This is a genomic window from Streptomyces sp. CWNU-52B (assembly GCF_047444975.1).
Taxonomy (GTDB): domain Bacteria; phylum Actinomycetota; class Actinomycetes; order Streptomycetales; family Streptomycetaceae; genus Streptomyces.
Map to the genome: position 1 here is coordinate 46,206 of NZ_JBLFJV010000021.1, position 18,991 is coordinate 65,196.

Below are 18,991 nucleotides of genomic sequence, written 5' to 3' on the forward strand. Positions count from 1 at the left end.
TTCCACGGTCGGACACAGCAGTTGGCGCAAAAGTTGCGGCGCCGATCCACGCCGTCTCAAGGTTCATATGCCTGATCGACGGTGGCGTTCAGCATATGAGCCGTCAGGCGAACCGCACTGTCACACTGCGGCCACTTCCCGCTCCACACCGACCAGGCTCCGCAGCTTCTCCTGGGTCTCCGGGTCCGTCGAGTACACGACGGTACCGATCATGCCCCTTGTCAGGAGAACTTTGTAGGTGTTGCGGATCAGCCGGTCCACGTCCGTGTCCGGCGTGGCCTTCCTGAACACCGGATCCTTGGACGCCGTACGGTCCGTGACCCAGCGATCACCTCTCCAGACCAGGTCCGGGCCGAGGATGACACCGGACCAGTCGTACTCGAAACCCTGGGCGGTGTAGACGCAGCCGATCTGTCCGAAACCCGCCGGGTCGGTGGCCCACAAGGCCGACGGGGGTGCACCCGAGACGGAACGTTCACCGCGCAGGTTCCACGGGCGGGCCCAGCCGCCGATGACGACATCCAGCGGGAGCGGGTGTCCGGGCTTCGGCTCCGGGGACCAGGGCCAGCAGTAGCCGGCGGACATGCGAGCGCCGTAGCCCTGAGCACGGCGACTCTCCAGGAAGGATTCCACCTCCTGCGGGCTGTCGGCGACCAAGAGCTGCATGCGGTCGTCCGGGTCCCAGGTCACGGGACCGCCCGGCTCCAGGCCGAGAAGCCTCACCACCCACCGCAGATAGGCGTCGCTGCCACCGCAGCGGAACTGGCTCTCCAACGGAACGACATGACAGCGCAGTCCCTTGCGGGCGGCGGCTGCCTCGATCTCGGCAACCGTGCCCATTTCCCCCGGACGCACCACCTGATGTTCATCGAGGAGGAACACAGGAACACGGGCGACGTCGATCAGTTCGTCTATCTGCGGTTTTCCGGTGCGGTGAACGGCTGACGTGTAACGGTTCGCCGAGGTCTCCCGGATGCGGTGGGCTTCGTCGCAGATCAGGACGTCGAGGGCGTTCTTCTCGATGGCCATGAAGCTGTTGAAGTACTTGAAGAGATCCTGCACTTCTCGCTTGCGGGCGCCCGCGACCTTACGCATGGTCTTGGTGAACGACTGGGAACCAGTGGCGTGCAGGGCCGGAACGCCCTGTCGGTACAACTCACCCAGCAGGGAGAGCGCGATGACGCTCTTGCCCGTTCCAGGGCCCCCGGTGACGATCAGAACTTCCTTGTGATCGGACCGCTTCGCCTTGCGCACGGCGTTCAGCACCGTACGGTACGCCACTTGCTGCTCGTCCAGCAGGACGAACTGCTCGCGGTCGCGTACCTCCTGGGCCGCGACAGACATCAGCTGCCTGGACGGCACCGTCCTGCCGCCGAGGAGCTCGTCAGCCACTCGGGTTCCCGGAGCCGTGTCGCTCAGTTTGGTGCGGAGGTGATCGAGGAACTCTCCTCGTCGTTGGGCGGTGAACAGCTGGCCCTGGTCGTCAAGTTCGATCTCACGCAAGCCGCTCACCCCGGCGTCGAGTGCATTGTGCAGGAATGCCACTCCGCTGACGCGCTCCGGGTGTTCGGCTACCGCGCCGCTGAAGTTGACGAGGTACTGGCAATAGCGGCGTACCTGCTCGATGGGGTTGAGGACGAGATGTGTGTACGGCTCGACCCGGCAGAGAACCGGGTCCTCCTCATCGGGCACCGCCTGACTCCACTGCTTCAACTCCACCACAACGTACGACGGGTCACCTGTGACCGGGTGCACGCCCGCGAGCACGACGTCGGCACGTTTGCTGCTCAGCGGCAACGCGTACTCGATCAGGACTTCGACATCGCCAAGACCTGCCTCGTTCAGGACAGCGGTCAACGCCGGAATGCTCCGCTCCCAGGAGTGGACCTCGGACGCACCGGGACCATACCCGTGCGTGTGGACGAACTGCTCGGTGAGATGCAGGAACAACGAATTGTCGAGCGCCATGAGGGCGACCGTTTCAGCGGACCCACGGAACAGCAACGACTTCCCCCAGGCAGCACGAAGTGACTCGTGCGGGTGGGGGCGTGTCCTTCGATACTCCACCGGGATGGAGCGGAAGCCCGTCGGGCCGCGACAACGATGTGATCAAGGGTACCGGGGACGGAACCACGATGGGCTTCCTTACCCGTTGCCGGGGCGGCCGAGCGAGCCCCGTGTGCGTCCCGCTGCCGGGTTCAGGCAGTCCCCGGCACGCCAGCCACCCCGTCGACCAGTTCCGCCAACGCCCCCGCCACCCGGGCGAGCCCCGGCCCCGCCGGGCCGCCCGGTTCGGTCATGTAGGTGTCCCGGCGGATCTCGATCATCAGGGCGCCGACCCGGCGGTCGTCGCCGTAGTACCTCAGCGGGACGTACGTTCCGGCGAAGGGGCTGTTGATGCCTGTGCCGCCGAAGCCGGCGAACGCCCGCTCCGCGTGGGCCAGCAGGGCCGGCGGGGTGTGGAAGGCGTCGTGTCCTAGGCAGACGGGTGGCCGGGGCCCCTCTCCGTGGAGTTCGTAGGGCAGCCGCCGGGTCGGGTAGGAGTGCACGTCGATGATCACGGCCCGGCCGACGGCGTCCAGTCGCCGTGCCACCGCTTCGGTCATGGCGGCGGCGTACGGGTGGAAGTAGCGGTCGAGGAGCTGGTGCTCGACAGAGGCGCCCGGGAGGCCCGTATCTCTGCCGTGGTGCCGGCGGAGCGGGGCGCCGTGCGTCGTGCGGGTGTACACCGCTCCCATGCCCACCGCCCGCATCTCCTCCCGCTCGTCCGGGAAGCGTTCGGGGTCGACGACCAGTCGGGACAGCCGGTTGACGAACTGCCAGGGTCGCCCGGCGCACCGGTCGGCTGCCTCCGCGGCGATCCTGGCGGTGTGCGAGTCGGTGATGTGGTCCAACTCCCGTTCCAGCGCGGCGTCGTCGAGCACGATGGTGCTGCGCGCGTCCGCGGGGACGGTCCGGGAGGAGTGCGGCACGTGCAGGATCACCGGTGACTCGGGAGCGCCCTGCACAACCCGGTACGCCGGCGAACCGCCCTCCATTCAGGCTCCCTTGGTGATGGTCACCGTCACGGAGAGCTCGCCCGCGTTGTCGCCGATACAGCCGTCGTCGGCGTCGTTGATGCGCAGTTCGAGGGTGCCGCCGCTCTTCGCCTCGAAGACCCACCGCTCGCCCACGAGGTGACTCTCCTCGCCCTCCCCGCCCTCGGTGACGCGCCCGAGGAGCGCCCCGAAGGGAGCCGAGTCATTTACCTTGCAGTCCGCCGCGGCGAATGACAGCGCCCTGTCGGTCTCGGCGTCGTAGCCGTTCGGTCCGGTCAGCGGCATCTCGGGGTCGTCCACGGTCCACTGGCCCGAGGTGAAGCGGACGGTGACGGTGTCGCCGGCCTCGATGGGTGTGTCGCCGGCCTGCTGCCAGCCCTGGGCGCTCTGGACCACCGATTCGCTGACGACGGGTGTCGGTGGCAGAGGGGTTCCGACCGGCGAGGAGGCCCCGACCTCCTGCTCCTCGCGGCCCCCCGCCGCGTCGGCCTGCGCCGTCCCGTCGAAGGGCGGGGCCCCGGTGACGAAGAGGCCCAGGCCGGTCCCCACGACGAGGAGCGCGACGGAGGAGACCACCCATCCCAGGACCCGTCTGTCACGCCGGGCCATGTCTCTTCTCATCAGCTCGGACGCGGTCCGGGCGTCGTACCGCGAGGTGGGTGCCGCCTGGTCCACCCACGGGGTGTGCTGGTGGATCCGGGTCTCCGCGTCGGGGGACACCCCTGAAGGGAGCGCCGCCCGGACCGTGGGCGCCGGCAGCGACCGGGGACCCGCGCCTGGCTCCGCGCCGCCCGCCGCGCCTCCCTCGGCGGCGTACCGCAGCGCGGTCGTCGCGTCGGGGAGCGAGAGCCGTTCCTCGGGCGCCTTGCGCAGCAGCGCCTCGACGACCGGCAGCAGGGGACCCAACTGCGGTGACAGGTGGGGCTCGTCGTAGGCCACGGCGTGCAGGGTGGCCACGTTCACCGCCCGGCGGAACGGTGACACCCCGGTGGCGGCGGTCACGAGGGTCGCGGCCAGCGACCACAGGTCCGAAGCGGGCCCGACCTCGCCGCCGTTGATGCGTTCGGGCGCCATGTACTCGGCGGAGCCCGCGAACTCACCGGAGTTGGTGTGCAGTTCACCGTCGTCGAGGACGGCGATACCGAAGTCGGTCAGGACCGCGTTGCCGTTGCGGCGCAGCAGGACGTTGGCCGGCTTGACGTCGCGGTGCAGGGCTCCCACGGCGTGCACGGCGTCCAGCGCGCTGAGCACCTGCGATCCCAGCAAGGCGACCCGCTTCGGCTCCAATGGGCCGTACTGTGCGATGAGTTGGGCGAGTGAGGGGCCGTCGACCAGTTCCATGACGATCCAGAGCCGGTCCTCGGACTCGACCAGGTCGTGGACTCCGACCACGTGCGGGTGCGGCACCCGGGCCACCACGCGCGCCTCCCGCACGGCACGGCGCAGCCACACGCGGTGGTCCTCGTCGCCCTGGGTGAAGACGTGCAGCTCCTTGGCCGCGACATTCCGCGCGAGCAGTTCGTCGTGCGCCCGCCAGACCGTGCCCATGCCGCCTCTGCCGAGCTGACCGGTCAGCCGGTACCGGCCGGCGATCAGACGCCCGGCGCCTCGTGCCGCGTAAGCCGCACCCTGCTGATCATCACTGCCGGACATCACGCCCGCCTCACGCCCCTCCCGATGGCTTCCGTGCCACCGGTTCCATGCATCACTCGAACACCGGCGAGCATAGCGGGGAGAGCGGCGCCCGGTCGTGCCCTGAGTGACGGCAGCGGGGCAAGGACGACAGGGCAGGAAGGACGGACCGGATGTCCCGGACGTCGGGCCCGACGAGCGCATACGCCGCCGGTCACAGTCCGATCGCGGCCCAGACCGTTCGCCGCCGGGGCCGCCCGAGGAGACCTCGGGGAGACCTTGGGGAGACCTCGGGCACGGCCGGTCTCGCCGACCGCCCCGCCCGTGTCGCCCCGCCCGTGTCGCCCCGCCCGTGTCGCCCGGTGGCGGGTCCGGCCGACGTCCGGTACACGACGTACGCGCCGTACACGCCATACACGACGAGGACCGCGGCCATCAGGTCGCAGCCCTCGTCCAGACCGAGGCCTGTCGTGGTTTCGCAGGCGGCTACGACCTTACGGAATCAGCGAGTTGGTCCTCACCATCCTGCGACGGCGACTGCGACTGCGGCTGCGATCCGGCGGGCTCTTCCCGCTCCAGCGCCGTACCCTCCGTGTCCACGTTCGGAAGCACCCGGTTCAGCCGGCGCGGCAGCCACCAGCTGGCCTCGCCGAGGAGTTGCAGGGTCGCCGGGACCAGGAGCATGCGGACCACGAACGCGTCGACCAGTACGCCGACGGTCAGGGCCAGGCCGACCGACGCGACCATGGGGTCACCGCCGCTGAACGCGAAGCCCGCGAACACCGCCGCCATGATGGTCGCCGCGGCGACGACGACGGGGGACGCCTGCCCGAACCCCTTCAGTATCGCCGCCCGGGTGTGCAGTCCCTGCTTGTGCGCCTCGTGCATACGGGAGACCAGGAACACCTGGTAGTCCATGGCGAGGCCGAACAGCACGCCCACCACGATGAGGGGCATCAGACTGGCCAGCGGGCGCGCTTCGTCGAGGCCGACCAGGCCGCCCGCCCAGCCCCACTGGAAGACCGCCACGGTGACTCCGAGGCCCGCCGCCAGGGACATCAGGAACCCGACGGTGGCCAGCAACGGCACCACGACGGAACGGAACACGAGGGTGAGCAGGAGCAGCGAGAGCCCGACCACGCAGATCAGATAGGTGACGAGGCCGGACGAGAGCTGCGAGTCGACGTCCACGTCGACCGCGGTCTGACCGGTCACCGAGACCTTCGCACCCTCCACGTCGTCCATCGCCGTGCGCAGGGCGGTCACCAGGTCGCCGGTACGCGCGTCGGTCGGGCCGTGTTCGGGAGTGACCGCCACGAAGGCGACCTCCGTGCTCTCGGCGGGCTGCACGGGGCTGACGTCGACCACGCCGTCCACCGCGGCGATCTCCTTCGTCGTACCGGCGGCGGTCCGTGCCGCGTCCGCACCCTCGAAGAGCACGATCAGGGGGTTCTGCTCGCCCTCACCGAAGGCGTCGCTCACGGTGTCGTAGGCCGCGCGCTGCGAGCTGGCCGGGTCGGGGCCGCCCGGCGGCTCGAGCTCCGTCTTGAGCGAGAGGGCGGGCAGAGCGAGCAGCACGACGGCGATCAGGGCGCCCAGGATGGTGACGACGGGCCGATTGACCACCAGCAGGGCCCAGCGGCCCAACAGTCCCGACCGGGACTTCGCCTCACGCGGAACCGCGCGCTGAACCGCACGCCGAACCGGGACCGTCGCCGCTGTCCCGTCCCCGCTCACCGCGCCGGCGCTCGGGCGTTCCCTGCGCGGCAGAGCCCTGTGCCCAAGGGTCTTCAGCACCACCGGTACGACGGTGAGCGAGGCGGCCACCGCCACGATCACGGCGAAGGCCGCGCCCAGCCCCATCTCGGTGATGAACGCGATCTGCACGATCGACAGCCCCACCAGTGCGATGACCACGGTGGTGCCGGCCACCACCACGGAGGTGCCGGCGGTGCCGGAGGCGCGGGCCACGGCGGAGGTGACGTCGGCTCCGCGCCGGAGCTCGTCGCGGAACCGCGAAAGGATCAGGAGGGCGTAGTCGATACCGACCGCCAGTCCCAGCATCACCGCGAGGATCAGCGTGGTGGACTGGATGCCCTCACCGGCCGACGACCACGCGAGGATGCCCACGACGCCCACGACGACACCGCCCAGCGCGGTCAGCATGTTCGCACCGGCCGCGGCCAGTGAACCGAAGGTCAGCAGCAGTACGACGAAGGCGACCACGACACCGACGACCTCGGTGATGCCGGCGATCTCGGGCGGTCCGTCTTCGAGGGCGCCGCCGAGCTCGACGGTGTATCCCTCGTCCGTCAGCGCGGTCGACGCCTCACGGATGTCGGCCTCCACGACTGCCTGGTCGGCCTCCAGGTCGACCGTGAGCGTCGAGACGGCGACCGAGCCGTCCTCGGACACGTAGGGGCGGTTCTCGTCGTACGGATCCGCCGCGGACAGTACGTCGGGGATCTCAGCGGCGCGGGACACCGCCCCCGTGACAAGCTTCTTGCCGGCCGGATCGGCGAGGGACGTGCCGTCGGGCGCCTCGACGACCAGCATCAGCTCACCGGACTCCGGGCCGGCCGCCGCGGGGAACGCCTTGTCCATCGTGGCGAGTGCCGTGGTCGACTCCGCGCCCGCGATGCTGAACTCGGCGTCGGAGAACTTGGCTCCGCTGATCGTCAGGAACGTGAAGACCGCGGTCAGCACGATCCACGCGCCGGCTACGACGAGTCGGTGGCCGGCGCTGAACGCGCCGACCCTGGACAGCAATCGAGACATCAGAACTCCTGCGGTCAAGGTCAAGGCCGGACTTGGGCCGCTGGTGCGGACCCGATGCCTCACCTTCCGCCGGAGGGTGCCTCCTGGTCGTCGCGTATCCGCGGTACTGGGCATACCGCGTCCGGTGTATTTTTCGGCCCGCGCGCCGCAGGTTCGCGCGCCGCAGGCCGGGGCATGACCGGCTTGTGCGTCACCGGCCGGGGCATGACCGGCTCGTACGTCACCGGCCGGTCAGCCGCCGGCCGCGTACCGCGGTCAGTCGTCGAGCAGGCCCGCGCGGAGTACGGCGACGACGAGTTGCGCCCGGTCCCCGACGTGCATCTTGCTCATGGCCCGGTTCACATGGGTCTTCACCGTCAGCGGTGAGATGAACAGGCGCTCCGCGATGGTGTCGTTGCTCAGGCCCTGGGCGACCAGTACGGCGATCTCCCGCTCACGGGAGGTCAAGGAGGCGGCCTTGCGCAGGTCCTCGGGGGAGGCCGGTTCGTGCCGCCGGGGCCGGCGTGCCGTGCTCGCGAGATGCCCGACGACGGTGTCCGTCGCGACGGCGGACAGGGACGCGCCTCCGGCGGCGACCCGTTCGACCGACCGCATGAGCTCCTCGTGGTCCGCCGACTTCCCGAGGAAGCCGTTGGCCCCGGCCTGGAGGGCGGCAAGAATGTTCTGGTCGGTGTCGAAGGTGGTCAGCACCAGGATGCCGATGTCCGCGGTGACGGCGTCGGCGCGCAGCTGGGTGATCGCTCCCACCCCGTCGAGCACCGGCATCCGCAGGTCCATCAGGATGACGTCGGGCACGAGGGCCCGCGCCATGTCGACGGCTCGGCGTCCGTCGGCCGCCTCACCGACGACGTCGACACCGTCACCGGTCTCGAGCAGCGCTCGTATCCCGGAGCGGATCATGACCTGGTCGTCGACGACGAGTACGCGTACGACGCTCATGCGGGCGTCTCCTTCGAGTTGTCCGGGATGCGGGGCGCGGCCGCCGGGAGCTGCGCGGTGACCACGAACCCGTCCGGGTCCGGCCCCGCGTGAAAGGTGCCACCCAGCAGGTGGACCCGTTCCTCCATGCCGATCAGGCCGAGGCCGCTGCCTGCGGACGCCGTCTCGCGCGGCACCCATGTGTTGCGGACCGACAGCGTGACGTACCCGTCGACAGGCGCGTCGACGACCACCGTGGCGCCGCCGTCGCCGTACCGCTGCGCGTTGGTCAGCGCTTCCTGGAGCAGACGCTGGGCGGCGGTACGGGCCAGCGGCGCCAGCGCGAGCAGATGGTCCAGCCCGTCGGTCCTGACCCGCAGACCGATGCCCTCGAAGCTCTGCAGCAGGTCGTCGATCATGGCGGCGTCGACCGGAGTGGACGAGAGCGGTTCGGGTTCCGACGCGCGCAGGACGCTGAGGATCACTCCCAGCTCCTCCATCACCGACTGGGTGGCCACCTGGACGTCGTCGAGTGCGCGCCCGGCGACCTGGGGCGAGCGCGTGAGGTTCGCCCGCGCGACATTGGTGTGGACGCTGACCACCGCGAGATGATGGGCGACGCTGTCGTGGAGTTCGCGGGCGATGCGCAGTCGCTCCTCCGCGACGTGGCGGGCCACTTCCTCCCGCCTGCGTTCCGCCTCCTGCCGGCGCCGTCCCGCCTCGGCGATCACGTAACGCCGCTGCGCCTGCACCCACTGGCCCACCCCGACCACCGCGACCACGAGGGCGATCAGGCCGAACGCCCCGCCGCCGCTGCCGCCCAGCCACGGAACGTACGTCGCGCACAGCGCGGTGCCCGCGACCACCACACCGGCGGCGACCGCATCGAAGCGGGGTCGCCGCAGCGCGAACAGGAACAGCAGTCCCCCGGCGACCGCCCAGGTGCCCCACGGCGCCGGATCACGCAGTTCGAGGCCGGCCAGCAGCGCGGACACGATCACGGCGAGGGGCGACGCCCGTGCGGCCGACCCGGCACCCACCACTCCCACGGCGAGGATGACCCACAGGGTCGTCGCGTCGCCCTGGTCGCCGACGACCGCGGACACGGCACCCACGGCCAACGCCACCACCACCGCGAGCAGGCCCCCGACCGCCCATCGGTCCGATCGCACCAGTGATCACTCCGTACGCATCCGGGTCCGCCAGTTTCCGAGGAGACTATGGCACGCTGTTCTACAGGACAACGTGCCACAGGGTACGAGCGACTGAGGGGAGACGCGGAGCGGATGGCTGTCGAAGCCGAGCCGGAACCCCGACGGCGCACGGCGAGCGACCAGGTTCAGGCAGCCCTGCTGGAGGCCGCCCAGGACGTGCTCGACCGCGAAGGTCTGCCCCGCGTCACCGTCCGCGCGGTCGCCCGCGAGGCCGACGTCGCGCCCATGGGCGTGTACAACAGGTTCGGCAGCAAGGACGGTCTGCTGCAGGCGCTGGCGGTTCGGGCCCTCAACGATCTCTGGGACGCCGTCACGGTGGACCGCTCCTTGGACGCGGAGGCGCGCTTCCGCCAGGGATGCGCCGGCTACCGGCAGTTCGCGCTGGCACACCCGCAGCGCTATGCGCTCGTCTTCGGCGGCGGCGGACCGGTCGCCCTTACGGGCTCCGAGGCGTCGGTGTACGGCCACGCGGTCTTCGAGGTCCTGATCGAGCTCGTCGAAGGCCTGGCCGGCCGCGACTCGCTCAAGCGGTTCGCCGACTCGGGAGAGGCCGCCCAGATCGTCTGGACCGCCCTGCACGGCGCGGTCCACCTGGAACTGGGGGGAATCGGGCAGGTGTCCGGCTCCCCTGACACCTACGATCGACTGATCGACCTGCTCGTCCGCGACCTGCGCTGATGCGAACGGACGGACGGATCAGACGGATCGCGAGGACGCGTACGTGAGTGGGAGCGGTGACGTCCTGTACGACGTGGAGCGCCGTGTCCTGGCGGGGCTGCCCGTCGGCCGCAAGGGCCCGTCCACAGTCACCGAGCAGACCTTCGAGGACCGGCTCGCCGACCTGGTCGCCGAGTACATCGCGACGGCGGCTGGGCCGGTCGTCGTCGCGGATCCGGAGCGGCGCGTACGCGAACTGGCCGTCGAACACGCCGGGTTCTGGTCCAACCGCCAAGCAGGCGGGCGCGGAACCACAGCTCGTGGGGCAGGCGCCGGCCGAGCTGACCGCGCTCGGCCTGCTCACTCGCACCGCCGACCGTGTGGAGGCCCGCCCAGGTCTCGCCCGGTACGCGGTCGGCAAGACGGTCGTACTCGATACCCGGCACCCCCGCGGACAGCGCCCGCCGCCTTGTACATCTGCGAGAACCCGGCCGTCCTGGCCGGCGCCGCCGACGCCTACGGCAACGCCTGCCCGCTCCTGGTCTGTCTCCAGGGCCAGCCCCCCTCCGCCGCCGCCCTCGCCCTGCTCGGCCTGCTCCACGACAACGGAACCTCCCTCCACCACCACGGCGACTTCGGCTGGGGCGGCCTGCGCACCGACAGTGATCTTCGTGAACTCTCTGACACCGCACACTCCCCACGGCCACAATGTGTGCATGAACGATGACTGGAAGCGACGGATGGAACGGGCTGCGGCTGAACTGCTGCGCCGGGACGACCCGGTGGCCCTGGTCCGCGAGGTCGACGCGCTCAACGCCTCAACCCGCTTTCCCCATGTGTGGCCACGCGGCCCGGTGTTCGGCGTGGCCGCACTCGGTCCCGAACCCGATGCCCGCTGGCGACTGGTGTCCGAGGCGACCGACGGCACCCCGCAGGAGGCCCGGGACGCCCTCAACTCGCTGTTGTGGCTCCGGGCGAAGGACGAGGCCGACACCGTCGCCGAACGCCGCGAACTCCTCGCGGCCGTTCGCCTCCTGGAGTGCGAGCGGATCGACGAGCTCACCGTGCTCGGCAACCGCTACCGTGTCGTACGGGGCGACGAGTACACACGCTGCGGCCTGACCGAGGGTCCTGAGCCGCCCCGCCCCACCGACCCCGAACCGGCCGACCGCTCCTGGGGTCACCAGCCCGGCCGCTCCCGGACCCTGCCCGACATCGGCCATCCGCTCGACGCCCTGCCGGCCGGTCCCACGGAGTATCCCAGCGTCATGGCCGAAGGTACCCGCCAAGGCCTTCGGGACCTCACCTACGAAGGTGAGCACATCCCACCCGCCATGCGTGCCGAGTCCCGGGAGGCGGTCCACCACCACCCCGAACTCGCCCTGCTCCCGGTCGCATTCGGCCTCGTCAAGCGCGCCGGGGCCGGCTGGCGGCCGGCCAGCCGTCTCCAGCCGACCCCGCACGACGCTCGTCGCGTCCTCCACAGCGGCCTGTCCGGGCTCTGGGCCGAGATGTACGACCTGGACGGCGCGACCCGCGACACCTACGCACGCGCCGCGGAGCACCTGGAATCCACACCGAACGTGAACGAGATGACGGTCCGGAGCGATACCTACCGCATCTGCCGCGTCGAACGCATGCTGCGCACCGGCCCCGACGGCCCCGAGCCGCCCCGCCACTCCGACCCGGAGACCACCGAGCCGATGCGGATCCGCCCACTCCTGGACGAGAACGGCGTCATCCAGCCCGAGGACGACCGGACGAGCGCGGGCGGCGACGGGCCGGACGGCAGGCGGCCACACTGAGCCGGCCGTCCGAGCACAGCAGGGCAACGGCCCGGCGGACCAGGCGCCCATGAGGCTAGAGGTCTTTAACGGTTGCGGGTTACGTCGGGGCGTGACGGTTGTCGTGGGCCACGCCACGCCCGAGGGATGAGGTATCCCGATGACGGTGGGCTGATACAGGAAGCCTGGAGGGTCCGTCGAGGCCCTCCCGGGCACCCCGACGAGCACCTCGGTGCATACGTAAGCACCCCGCCACTCCACACCCGGCCCGGCACACCGCCTCTAACGGCCGGTCGGAGGCGGCGGGTCGGCGGGCTCGGCGAGTTGCAGCTGAAGAGCCCGCCGGGCCGCCGACAGATGGTGTTTCATCGCCGCCGCGGCAGCCTCCGGGTTACGGGTGGCGATCGTGGCGAGAATGGCCTCGTGCTCCTTGACGGAGTCGGTCCGCGGGTGGGCCCGGTCCGCGTCGCGGTACTGCTGCATGACGAGGGGGTAAAGCAGGCTGTCGACGAATCTGGTGAGCGTGGCGTGGCGCGCCGTCGCACGGATCTGTTCGTGGAACCTGCGGTTGAGCCTCCAGTACTCGTCACGTCCGCCAGGTACCTGGCACTCCCACATCCGCTCACAGGTCTCGGTCATCGCGGCGATGTCGGCGTCGGTCGCGCGTCGGGCGGCGCTCGCCGCCAGCGCCGTCTCCAGCACCTCGCGGGTCTCCAGGATCTCAAGGGCCTCGTTCACCGAGAACGACCGGGTACGGGCGCTGCGGTGCGCCTCAGCGGTGACGTACCCCTCCTGGGCAAGACGCGCGAGGACGGAACGCAGCGTGCCGCGTGACACTCCCAGACGTGTCGTCAGCTCCGACTCGGTGAGACGTGAGTCCGGTTCGTAGTGACCGGAGAGCAGCAGCGCACGAAGGTCGTTGTACGCCTGCGACGTCCGGTTGGCACTCGAGTCCGCACCACCCTCATTGCCCGGGTCCGTACCCGTGGCTCCCGTAGCTAGCGCCATGGTGTGGTCCTCCAACGTGGGCCCGGATACAGCACACGCGTCGCGTTGTCCGAAATATTGTATAACAACTTCAACCACAGCATGGCGAGAACCGGTGGATGACGCAAGCTACAGAAGCCGCTCTTCGCCTCGAAAGGGACCGGACCCGAAGCGCCACCCGCTTATCGTTGCACAATGTGCGTCTGAGAAGGGGCGGGCGAGACGATCAGGCAGGAGGGTGAGGGTCAGGCTCGGGATGTGGTGAGTCCCGGGTACAGGCGCCGGGCCGTCCCGGCGAAGATCTCCTGCCGGTCCCGCTCCGGCAGCCCTGCGAGGACTTCCTGTGCGAGGGTGAGGAGTTCCGGCAGGGTCTGCTCGGCCGCCGGGCAGTTCGATCCCCAGGCGATCCGCTCCGCTCCGAATGCCTCGACGACCGGTCCGAGGAATTCGGCCGCCCGCTCGCCGGCGTCGCGCAGCTTCTCCAGGTTGCGGTGGGTGAGTTTGAGGTGCAGGCCCGGGTGGGCCGCGAGTTCCGCGACGTCGGCGCCGGCGCGGGCGGGCGAGGCGGCGATGTCGGGGTAGCCGATGTGGTCCAGGAGCACCTTCACTCCGGGGAACCGCTCCAGGAGTTCCACCAGTTGCCGGGTGGCCGGGCCGAGGCGCATCTGGAGGCAGACCGGCAGGTCCAGTTCCCCGGCCTGTTCCCAGAAGGGGAACGTCTCGGGGGCGACGAACCACTCCCCCTGCGTGGGTACGGTGCTGCCGCTGGTGAACAGCCGTACCCCCGCCAGGCCGCCGTCGCCGACCGCGGTCTTGAGGTTCGCGGCGGCGTCCGGACGGAGCGGGTCGACGGTGCCGACGGCGACGAAGCGCTCCGGCCGGCGCCGGCTGCTGTCGAGTACGTACGAGTTGTCGTAGCCGTAGTTCGTGGTGGCCTGGACCAGGACGGCCTGGCCGATGCCGGTCTCGTCCATGCGTCCTGCCATGCCCTCGGCGGTCACCGGCCGGGTCGCGGCCCACTGCGACTGCTTGCCCCCGATCGGGGCCCTGGGGTAGCCGGTCAGGTCCTCGGAGATGATGTGGCAGTGTGCGTCGACGACGTCCACGTGTGGTGCTCCCTTGTCTTCGGTGTGTGCGTCTTCGGTGTGTTCCGTACGGGCCGGCTCAGGCGTCCGGGAAGTCGCCCGCGGCGAACAGTGAGCGCAGGTCGGAGGGGAAGTTCGCGTCGAGCAGACCCTGGTCCTTCGAGAAACGGACCATCGCTTTGAGGCTGGGCTCGTTGGCCTTGATGCCGTAGGGGACGGGGTCGCCACCGATCACGCGCCTCTGACGGGCCAGCCGGGGTACCGCCGACCAGTCGGGCCGGTCGGCGAGGTGCCGGCGCTTGCTCTCCGCGAACGCGGCGTACAGCTTGGCCGGCAGGCCGGGATCGCGCTCCACGAGTTCGGTGCGCACCGCGATCACCGAGTGCAGCGGGTAGACGCCCTTGCGCAGATAGTGGTCCACGGCGAGGGTCGCGGCCTCAGGGAAGAGCGGGTACGGGCCGCCGTCACCTCCGTCACTGCCGGTCTTCGGTTCGGACGCCGCCGCCCAGCCGGCCTTGGGTGCGCCCGCCCGTCCCGTCCCGGCGTTCCCGGTCAGCGCGGCGTCGATCTCCCCGGCACGCAGCAACTCCCCCAGCGAGCGGCCGTCGGTGACCCGCTCGACGTTGGCCGGAGCACGGCCCTCGACGTGGTCGTCGTCATCCACCACCCAGGTGATCGAGTCGATATCGACCCCGTACTCGTCGCGCAGGACACCGCGCACCCACACGCCCGTACTCACCGAGTAGGCGCGCACGCCGACCCGGCGCCCCTCCAGGTCCCGCGGCACCCGGATGCCGGAATGCGCGGCACACTGCACATCGCCGTGGTGGAAGCGCCGGTTGAGGAACACCGGGACCGCCGTCAGTGGTATCCCCTCCTGGCGTGCCATCAGGTAGGACACCGGCGCCAGTTCACACACGTCGAACTCCAGGTCCCGGATCATCCGCCGGTAGGCGCCGATGACCGGCCTGACCTCCACCGGCTCGACCAGGTACCCGTCTGTCACGACGTCACCGTCCAGCAGCGGCTGCGCGTGCGGGAACTCCCCGAGAACCACCGTGAGCTTGTCCATGGCCTGTCCTTTGCTTCTTCTGGTCCTGGTTCTGGTTCTGGTTCTGGTTCGGCTGCCCGTGCCGCGGTCCTCAGCCGCCGAGGCGGGACGGCGGCACACCGAGCGCCGCGCAGGACCGCTCGACGAGTTCGTCGTAGTCCACCGCCCGGGGAATGACACCCTGCTCCAGGGCGTAGACGGCCGCTTTGGCGAAAGCGCCGCGCAGGGCCTCGAAACCCACCGGGTGCAGGGCGACCGGCCCGCCCTCCTCGGCGGCGGTGAGCACCGACCGCATCGCGTCGTACGCGGCGAGAACGGCAGCGGAGTGCTCCGCAGCAGCGGCCTCGGACACGCCGACCACATGGTTGACCGGGATGAACCCCTGGTCCCTCGACCACTGTTCGGCGACCTCGTGGGCGCTGTCGACGGCGGTGCGGATGCGGTCGTCCGCGGGGAGTTCATTGCCCATGATCCCGAAGTCCAGCCGTCCTTCCAGGAAGTCCGTCTGCAACCGGGCCCCTTCCTGCGCCCGGTGCACCCAGAACGGGTCCTCAGCTCCGTCGACATGGCTGCCCTCGTACGTCGTCCAGTCCGCCTTACGCAGGTCGACGCCGTACTGCTCGGTGAGAAACCCGCGCATCCACACACCGGTGGTCTGACTCCAGGAACGGACTCCGACGCTGCGCCCCTCCACCTCCTCGGCCGACAGCTTCCCGAGGGTCACCAAGGTCTGGTGCTGGTGCCTGCCCAGGGTGGTCACGGGCAGCAGCAGCACCGGCTTGCCGTGGGCGAGAGCCTGCAGGACGGTCACGATCGCCACTTCGCACAGGTCCACGACCGACTCGTTCACAAAGCCGCGGGAGGCCTTGTGCACCGGCTTGATGTCGACCCGCTCCGGCTCCGTACCCGATTCACGGACCGCCGACTCCGCGGCTGCCGCGAGATCGTCACGGCCCAGTACCAACTTCATGTCTCTCTCCTGTCGTGTCGACTGGCTCGGTCCATGGGTCTGGCTCGCTCAGACGTCCTCGCCGAACTGGATACGGCGGTAGGGAGTGCTCAGCACCTGACGGGTGATGCGGACGTCGATCACGGTCGGCCGGGGCGAGCGCACGTACTGGGCCAAGGCGTCACGCAGTTCCTGCGGTGTGCGGACCGTGGCTCCGCCGCCGCCCAACGCCTGCGCGACCAGGCCCAGTTCGGGTGTGGGGATCAGCGCCAGGTCCGGGTCAAGACCCTTCGCCTTGGACTTGTGGTACTCGGCGCCAAGGCCCTCGTCGTTCATCACCACGACCAGCAGCGGGATGTCGTACCTGCACGCCGTCTCGAACTCCGGCAGATGCATCAGGAAGCTCGCGTCGCCCTCCACCACGAAGCCGGGCCTGTTGCCGTTCGCGACCATCTGGCCGAGGGCGATCAGCGGGGCCTGGCCGATGGCGCCGAACATGCCGTAGTTGGAGAGCACGTCACGCGAGCGCTGGAAGAGCATGGTGCCGAAGTCGGTCTGGTGACCGCTGCCCAGCACCAGGCCCATCGAGCCGGGGAGTTCCTCGTCGAGGATCCAGATGGCCTCACGCGGGTCGATCAGTCCGGGCTCGCGGACGTACTCCGCCGGCGGCTGGAGCCGTACGGCAAGGCGCTGTTGGACGTCGCCCGTGTGGAAGCCGTCCAGCCGTACGGACCGCTCCTGGAGCACCCGGGTCAGCTCGGTGACGGCGGTCACCGCGTCGGCCTGCAGATAACAGTCGGCCGCCTTGCCGTTGCCCATCACCACGTGCGCGGACGTGTCGATCTGCACGTACTTGGCGTCCGGATAGAGGTAGCCGCTCTCGATGGTGTAGTGGTTCAGGCTGGCGCCCACCGCGATCACGCAGTCGGCCTCCTGGAGCAGTTCCATCGAGGCCTTGTCACCGAACAGTCCCGAGAGACCGACGTGGAACTCGGTGCGGTCGCACAGCCAGTTCTTCGCCTGCAGGGTGGTGGCCAGCAGCGCGCCGGTCCGTTCCTGGAGGGCGAGGATCTCCTCACCGGCGCCCGCGTGGCGCGCGCCCCGGCCCGCGATGATCACCACGCGTTTGGCGTCCTGGATCAGGTCGCAGGCCGCCTGGACCGCGGTCGGGTCGGGCAGCAGCCGGCGCTTCTGGAGGAGGGCGGTGGAGGGCACGTACTCCTCAGGGTCGTCCAGTTCCTCCAGCTGTACGTCGAAGGGCGCGCTGATCATGATCGGCCGGGACTCGGTCCGTGCCAGGTAGAAGGCCTGCCGTACGGCTTCCTGGGCCTGCTCGGCCCGGGATATGTGGATGAACCCGCACTCGATCGCGGCGGCGAAACGCCGCTGGTCGAGGTACTGGGTGGCACTCTCGTCCCCCAAGGGCGTCTCCCCGCAGAAGGCGACCAGCGGAGTGCGGGCCCGGCTCGCCACGATCATCGAGGTCGCCAGTTGCGAGACGCCGGGCCCGCTGGTCGTGGTGAGCACGCCTGGCTGCCCCGCGCCACGGGCCCAGCCGTCCGCCATGCCGAGGCCGGATCCCTCGTGCCGCACCTCGAACAGCCGCACCCCGCGGTCGGCGAGGGCGTTCATCCAGTGCATGTTGGCGTCACCCATCATGCCGAAGACGTCCCTGGTGCCTTCCTTGACGAACGCCTCGGCCAGCGCCTCGTAGACCTTCACTTCTGGGACTCCTTCACCTTGGTCGCGGTGGCCGCCGTGCCGGCCCTGGCCTTCAGAACACCGTCGAGCCGGGAGAAGACCCGTCGCGCGTTGCCTCCGTAGACCGCCTGCCGGTCGGTGTCGCTCAGGCTGTCGATGGAGTCGAGGGTGTATTTGGTGTCGTCGAACCGGCGCCCGGTCTCGGGGTCCACGCTGCGGACGGCGCCGATCATCTCCGATGCGAAGAGGACGTTCCCGGCGGGGATGATGTCCAGGAGCAGCTCCATGCCCCGCTTGTGGTACACGCAGGTGTCGAAGTACACGTTGCGCAGGATCGACTCCTCCAGCGGCGGCCGGCCCTGGTCCTGCATCACTCCGCGGTAGCGGCCCCAGTGGTAGGGGACCGCGCCGCCGCCGTGCGGCAGGATGACCTTGAGCGTCGGGAAGTCCTTGAACAGGTCCGACATGCACAGCTGCATGAACGCGGCGGTGTCACCCGCCAGGTAGTGGGCACAGGTGCCCTGCATCGCGGGGTTCCTCGACATCGCGACATGCACCATCGCGGGGACGTCGAGCTCCACCATCTTCTCGTAGAGCGGGTAGTAGACGCGGTCCGTCAGCGGCGGGGCCTGGTAGAACCCGTCCGACGGGTCCGGGTTGAGCAGACAGCCGACGAAGCCCAACTCCTCGACGCAGCGCTCCAGTTCGGTGACGGAGTTGCGTACCGAGGCGGCCAGGGCGTCGCCCGGGGACTGCGGGAGTTGGCACACCCCCACGAACCGCTCGGGGAAGAGGCCGCACACCCGGGCGATCAGGTCGTTGCTGACCCGGGACCAGTCGAGGCTGGTCCGCTCGTCGCCGTAGTGGTGGGCCATCTTGCCCGCACCCGGCGAGAAGACCGTCAGGTCGGTGCCGCGCTCGGTCTGCAGCTTCAGCTGACCGTTCTCGACGGCGGCGCGGATCTCGTCGTCACCTATGTGCAGTTCGTCGGGCGAGACGCGCGCACCGGACTCCTCGAACGCCCGGATCTGCTTCTCCCGCCACTTGCCCAGCGCGGGGGGTGCCGTGGTGAAGTGGCCATGGCAGTCGATGATCATGAATGCTCCGAAACTCGCGTTGCGGTGGTCTCGTGGTGTGCGAACGGACCGGTTACGTGTCCTCGGCCGCGACGTGGCCGGCTGTGCACCCGTCGGCCGC

15 protein-coding genes are annotated in these 18,991 nt (G+C 70.0%); 3 read left to right on the plus strand and 12 right to left on the minus strand.

Features of this window, described 5'->3' with window-relative positions:
- Positions 1 to 120: 120 nt before the first annotated feature.
- The 6 genes from ACLVWQ_RS21190 to ACLVWQ_RS21215 all read right to left on the minus strand — a co-directional run bounded on the left by ACLVWQ_RS21190 (position 121) and on the right by ACLVWQ_RS21215 (position 9,538).
- Positions 121 to 2,004 (minus strand): DNA/RNA helicase domain-containing protein, encoded by a 1,884-nt coding sequence (locus ACLVWQ_RS21190; protein WP_414110610.1) that lies wholly within the window; start codon positions 2,002 to 2,004, stop codon positions 121 to 123.
- A 194-nt stretch (positions 2,005 to 2,198) separates the two neighbouring features.
- The gene (locus tag ACLVWQ_RS21195; RefSeq protein ID WP_414110611.1) at positions 2,199 to 3,038 is read right to left on the minus strand and encodes an N-formylglutamate amidohydrolase; all 840 of its coding nucleotides are present in this window, start codon (positions 3,036 to 3,038) and stop codon (positions 2,199 to 2,201) included.
- Positions 3,039 to 4,691, minus strand: coding sequence for a serine/threonine-protein kinase (locus ACLVWQ_RS21200; RefSeq protein ID WP_414110613.1), 1,653 nt, complete (start codon positions 4,689 to 4,691; stop codon positions 3,039 to 3,041). It lies immediately after the preceding gene.
- A 465-nt stretch (positions 4,692 to 5,156) separates the two neighbouring features.
- Positions 5,157 to 7,448, minus strand: coding sequence for an MMPL family transporter (locus tag ACLVWQ_RS21205; protein ID WP_414110614.1), 2,292 nt, complete (start codon positions 7,446 to 7,448; stop codon positions 5,157 to 5,159).
- Between the two features lie 255 nt (positions 7,449 to 7,703).
- Positions 7,704 to 8,387, minus strand: coding sequence for a response regulator (locus ACLVWQ_RS21210; RefSeq protein ID WP_414110616.1), 684 nt, complete (start codon positions 8,385 to 8,387; stop codon positions 7,704 to 7,706).
- On the minus strand, positions 8,384 to 9,538 hold the full coding sequence (locus tag ACLVWQ_RS21215; RefSeq protein WP_414110617.1) for a sensor histidine kinase: 1,155 nt from the start codon (positions 9,536 to 9,538) through the stop codon (positions 8,384 to 8,386). The genes ACLVWQ_RS21210 and ACLVWQ_RS21215 overlap by 4 nt, the downstream gene beginning before the upstream one ends.
- A 114-nt stretch (positions 9,539 to 9,652) precedes the next feature.
- Between ACLVWQ_RS21215 and ACLVWQ_RS21220 the strand changes: the two genes are divergently transcribed.
- The 3 genes from ACLVWQ_RS21220 to ACLVWQ_RS21230 are packed head-to-tail and all read left to right on the plus strand — an operon-like array spanning position 9,653 to position 12,042.
- Positions 9,653 to 10,258, plus strand: a complete 606-nt coding sequence (locus ACLVWQ_RS21220; RefSeq protein ID WP_414110619.1) for a TetR/AcrR family transcriptional regulator — start codon at positions 9,653 to 9,655, stop codon at positions 10,256 to 10,258.
- Between the two features lie 43 nt (positions 10,259 to 10,301).
- Complete coding sequence (locus ACLVWQ_RS21225) at positions 10,302 to 10,964, plus strand: DUF2399 domain-containing protein (RefSeq protein ID WP_414110620.1); 663 nt, start codon at positions 10,302 to 10,304, stop codon at positions 10,962 to 10,964.
- A complete protein-coding gene (locus ACLVWQ_RS21230; RefSeq protein ID WP_414110621.1) occupies positions 10,954 to 12,042 on the plus strand; it encodes a DUF5954 family protein in 1,089 nt (362 codons plus the stop codon). The genes ACLVWQ_RS21225 and ACLVWQ_RS21230 overlap by 11 nt, the downstream gene beginning before the upstream one ends.
- A 261-nt stretch (positions 12,043 to 12,303) precedes the next feature.
- On the opposite strand, the gene ACLVWQ_RS21235 is transcribed toward ACLVWQ_RS21230, so the two are convergent.
- The 6 genes from ACLVWQ_RS21235 to ACLVWQ_RS21260 all read right to left on the minus strand — a co-directional run bounded on the left by ACLVWQ_RS21235 (position 12,304) and on the right by ACLVWQ_RS21260 (position 18,891).
- Positions 12,304 to 13,029: a GntR family transcriptional regulator gene (locus ACLVWQ_RS21235; RefSeq protein ID WP_414110623.1), complete on the minus strand. Its 726-nt coding sequence runs from the start codon at positions 13,027 to 13,029 to the stop codon at positions 12,304 to 12,306.
- A gap of 224 nt (positions 13,030 to 13,253) precedes the next feature.
- Positions 13,254 to 14,114 (minus strand): amidohydrolase family protein, encoded by an 861-nt coding sequence (locus ACLVWQ_RS21240; protein ID WP_414110624.1) that lies wholly within the window; start codon positions 14,112 to 14,114, stop codon positions 13,254 to 13,256.
- A gap of 58 nt (positions 14,115 to 14,172) precedes the next feature.
- Positions 14,173 to 15,165, minus strand: a complete 993-nt coding sequence (locus ACLVWQ_RS21245) for an ABC transporter substrate-binding protein (RefSeq protein WP_414110625.1) — start codon at positions 15,163 to 15,165, stop codon at positions 14,173 to 14,175.
- Between the two features lie 70 nt (positions 15,166 to 15,235).
- Positions 15,236 to 16,114: a hypothetical protein gene (locus tag ACLVWQ_RS21250; RefSeq protein WP_414110626.1), complete on the minus strand. Its 879-nt coding sequence runs from the start codon at positions 16,112 to 16,114 to the stop codon at positions 15,236 to 15,238.
- 48 nt (positions 16,115 to 16,162) lie between these two features.
- Entirely contained in the window at positions 16,163 to 17,815 is a 1,653-nt protein-coding gene (locus tag ACLVWQ_RS21255; RefSeq protein WP_414110627.1) for a thiamine pyrophosphate-binding protein, read from the minus strand.
- Positions 17,812 to 18,891, minus strand: coding sequence for an amidohydrolase family protein (locus ACLVWQ_RS21260; protein WP_414110628.1), 1,080 nt, complete (start codon positions 18,889 to 18,891; stop codon positions 17,812 to 17,814). Before ACLVWQ_RS21260 ends, ACLVWQ_RS21255 begins: the two co-directional genes overlap by 4 nt.
- Positions 18,892 to 18,991: the final 100 nt, after the last annotated feature.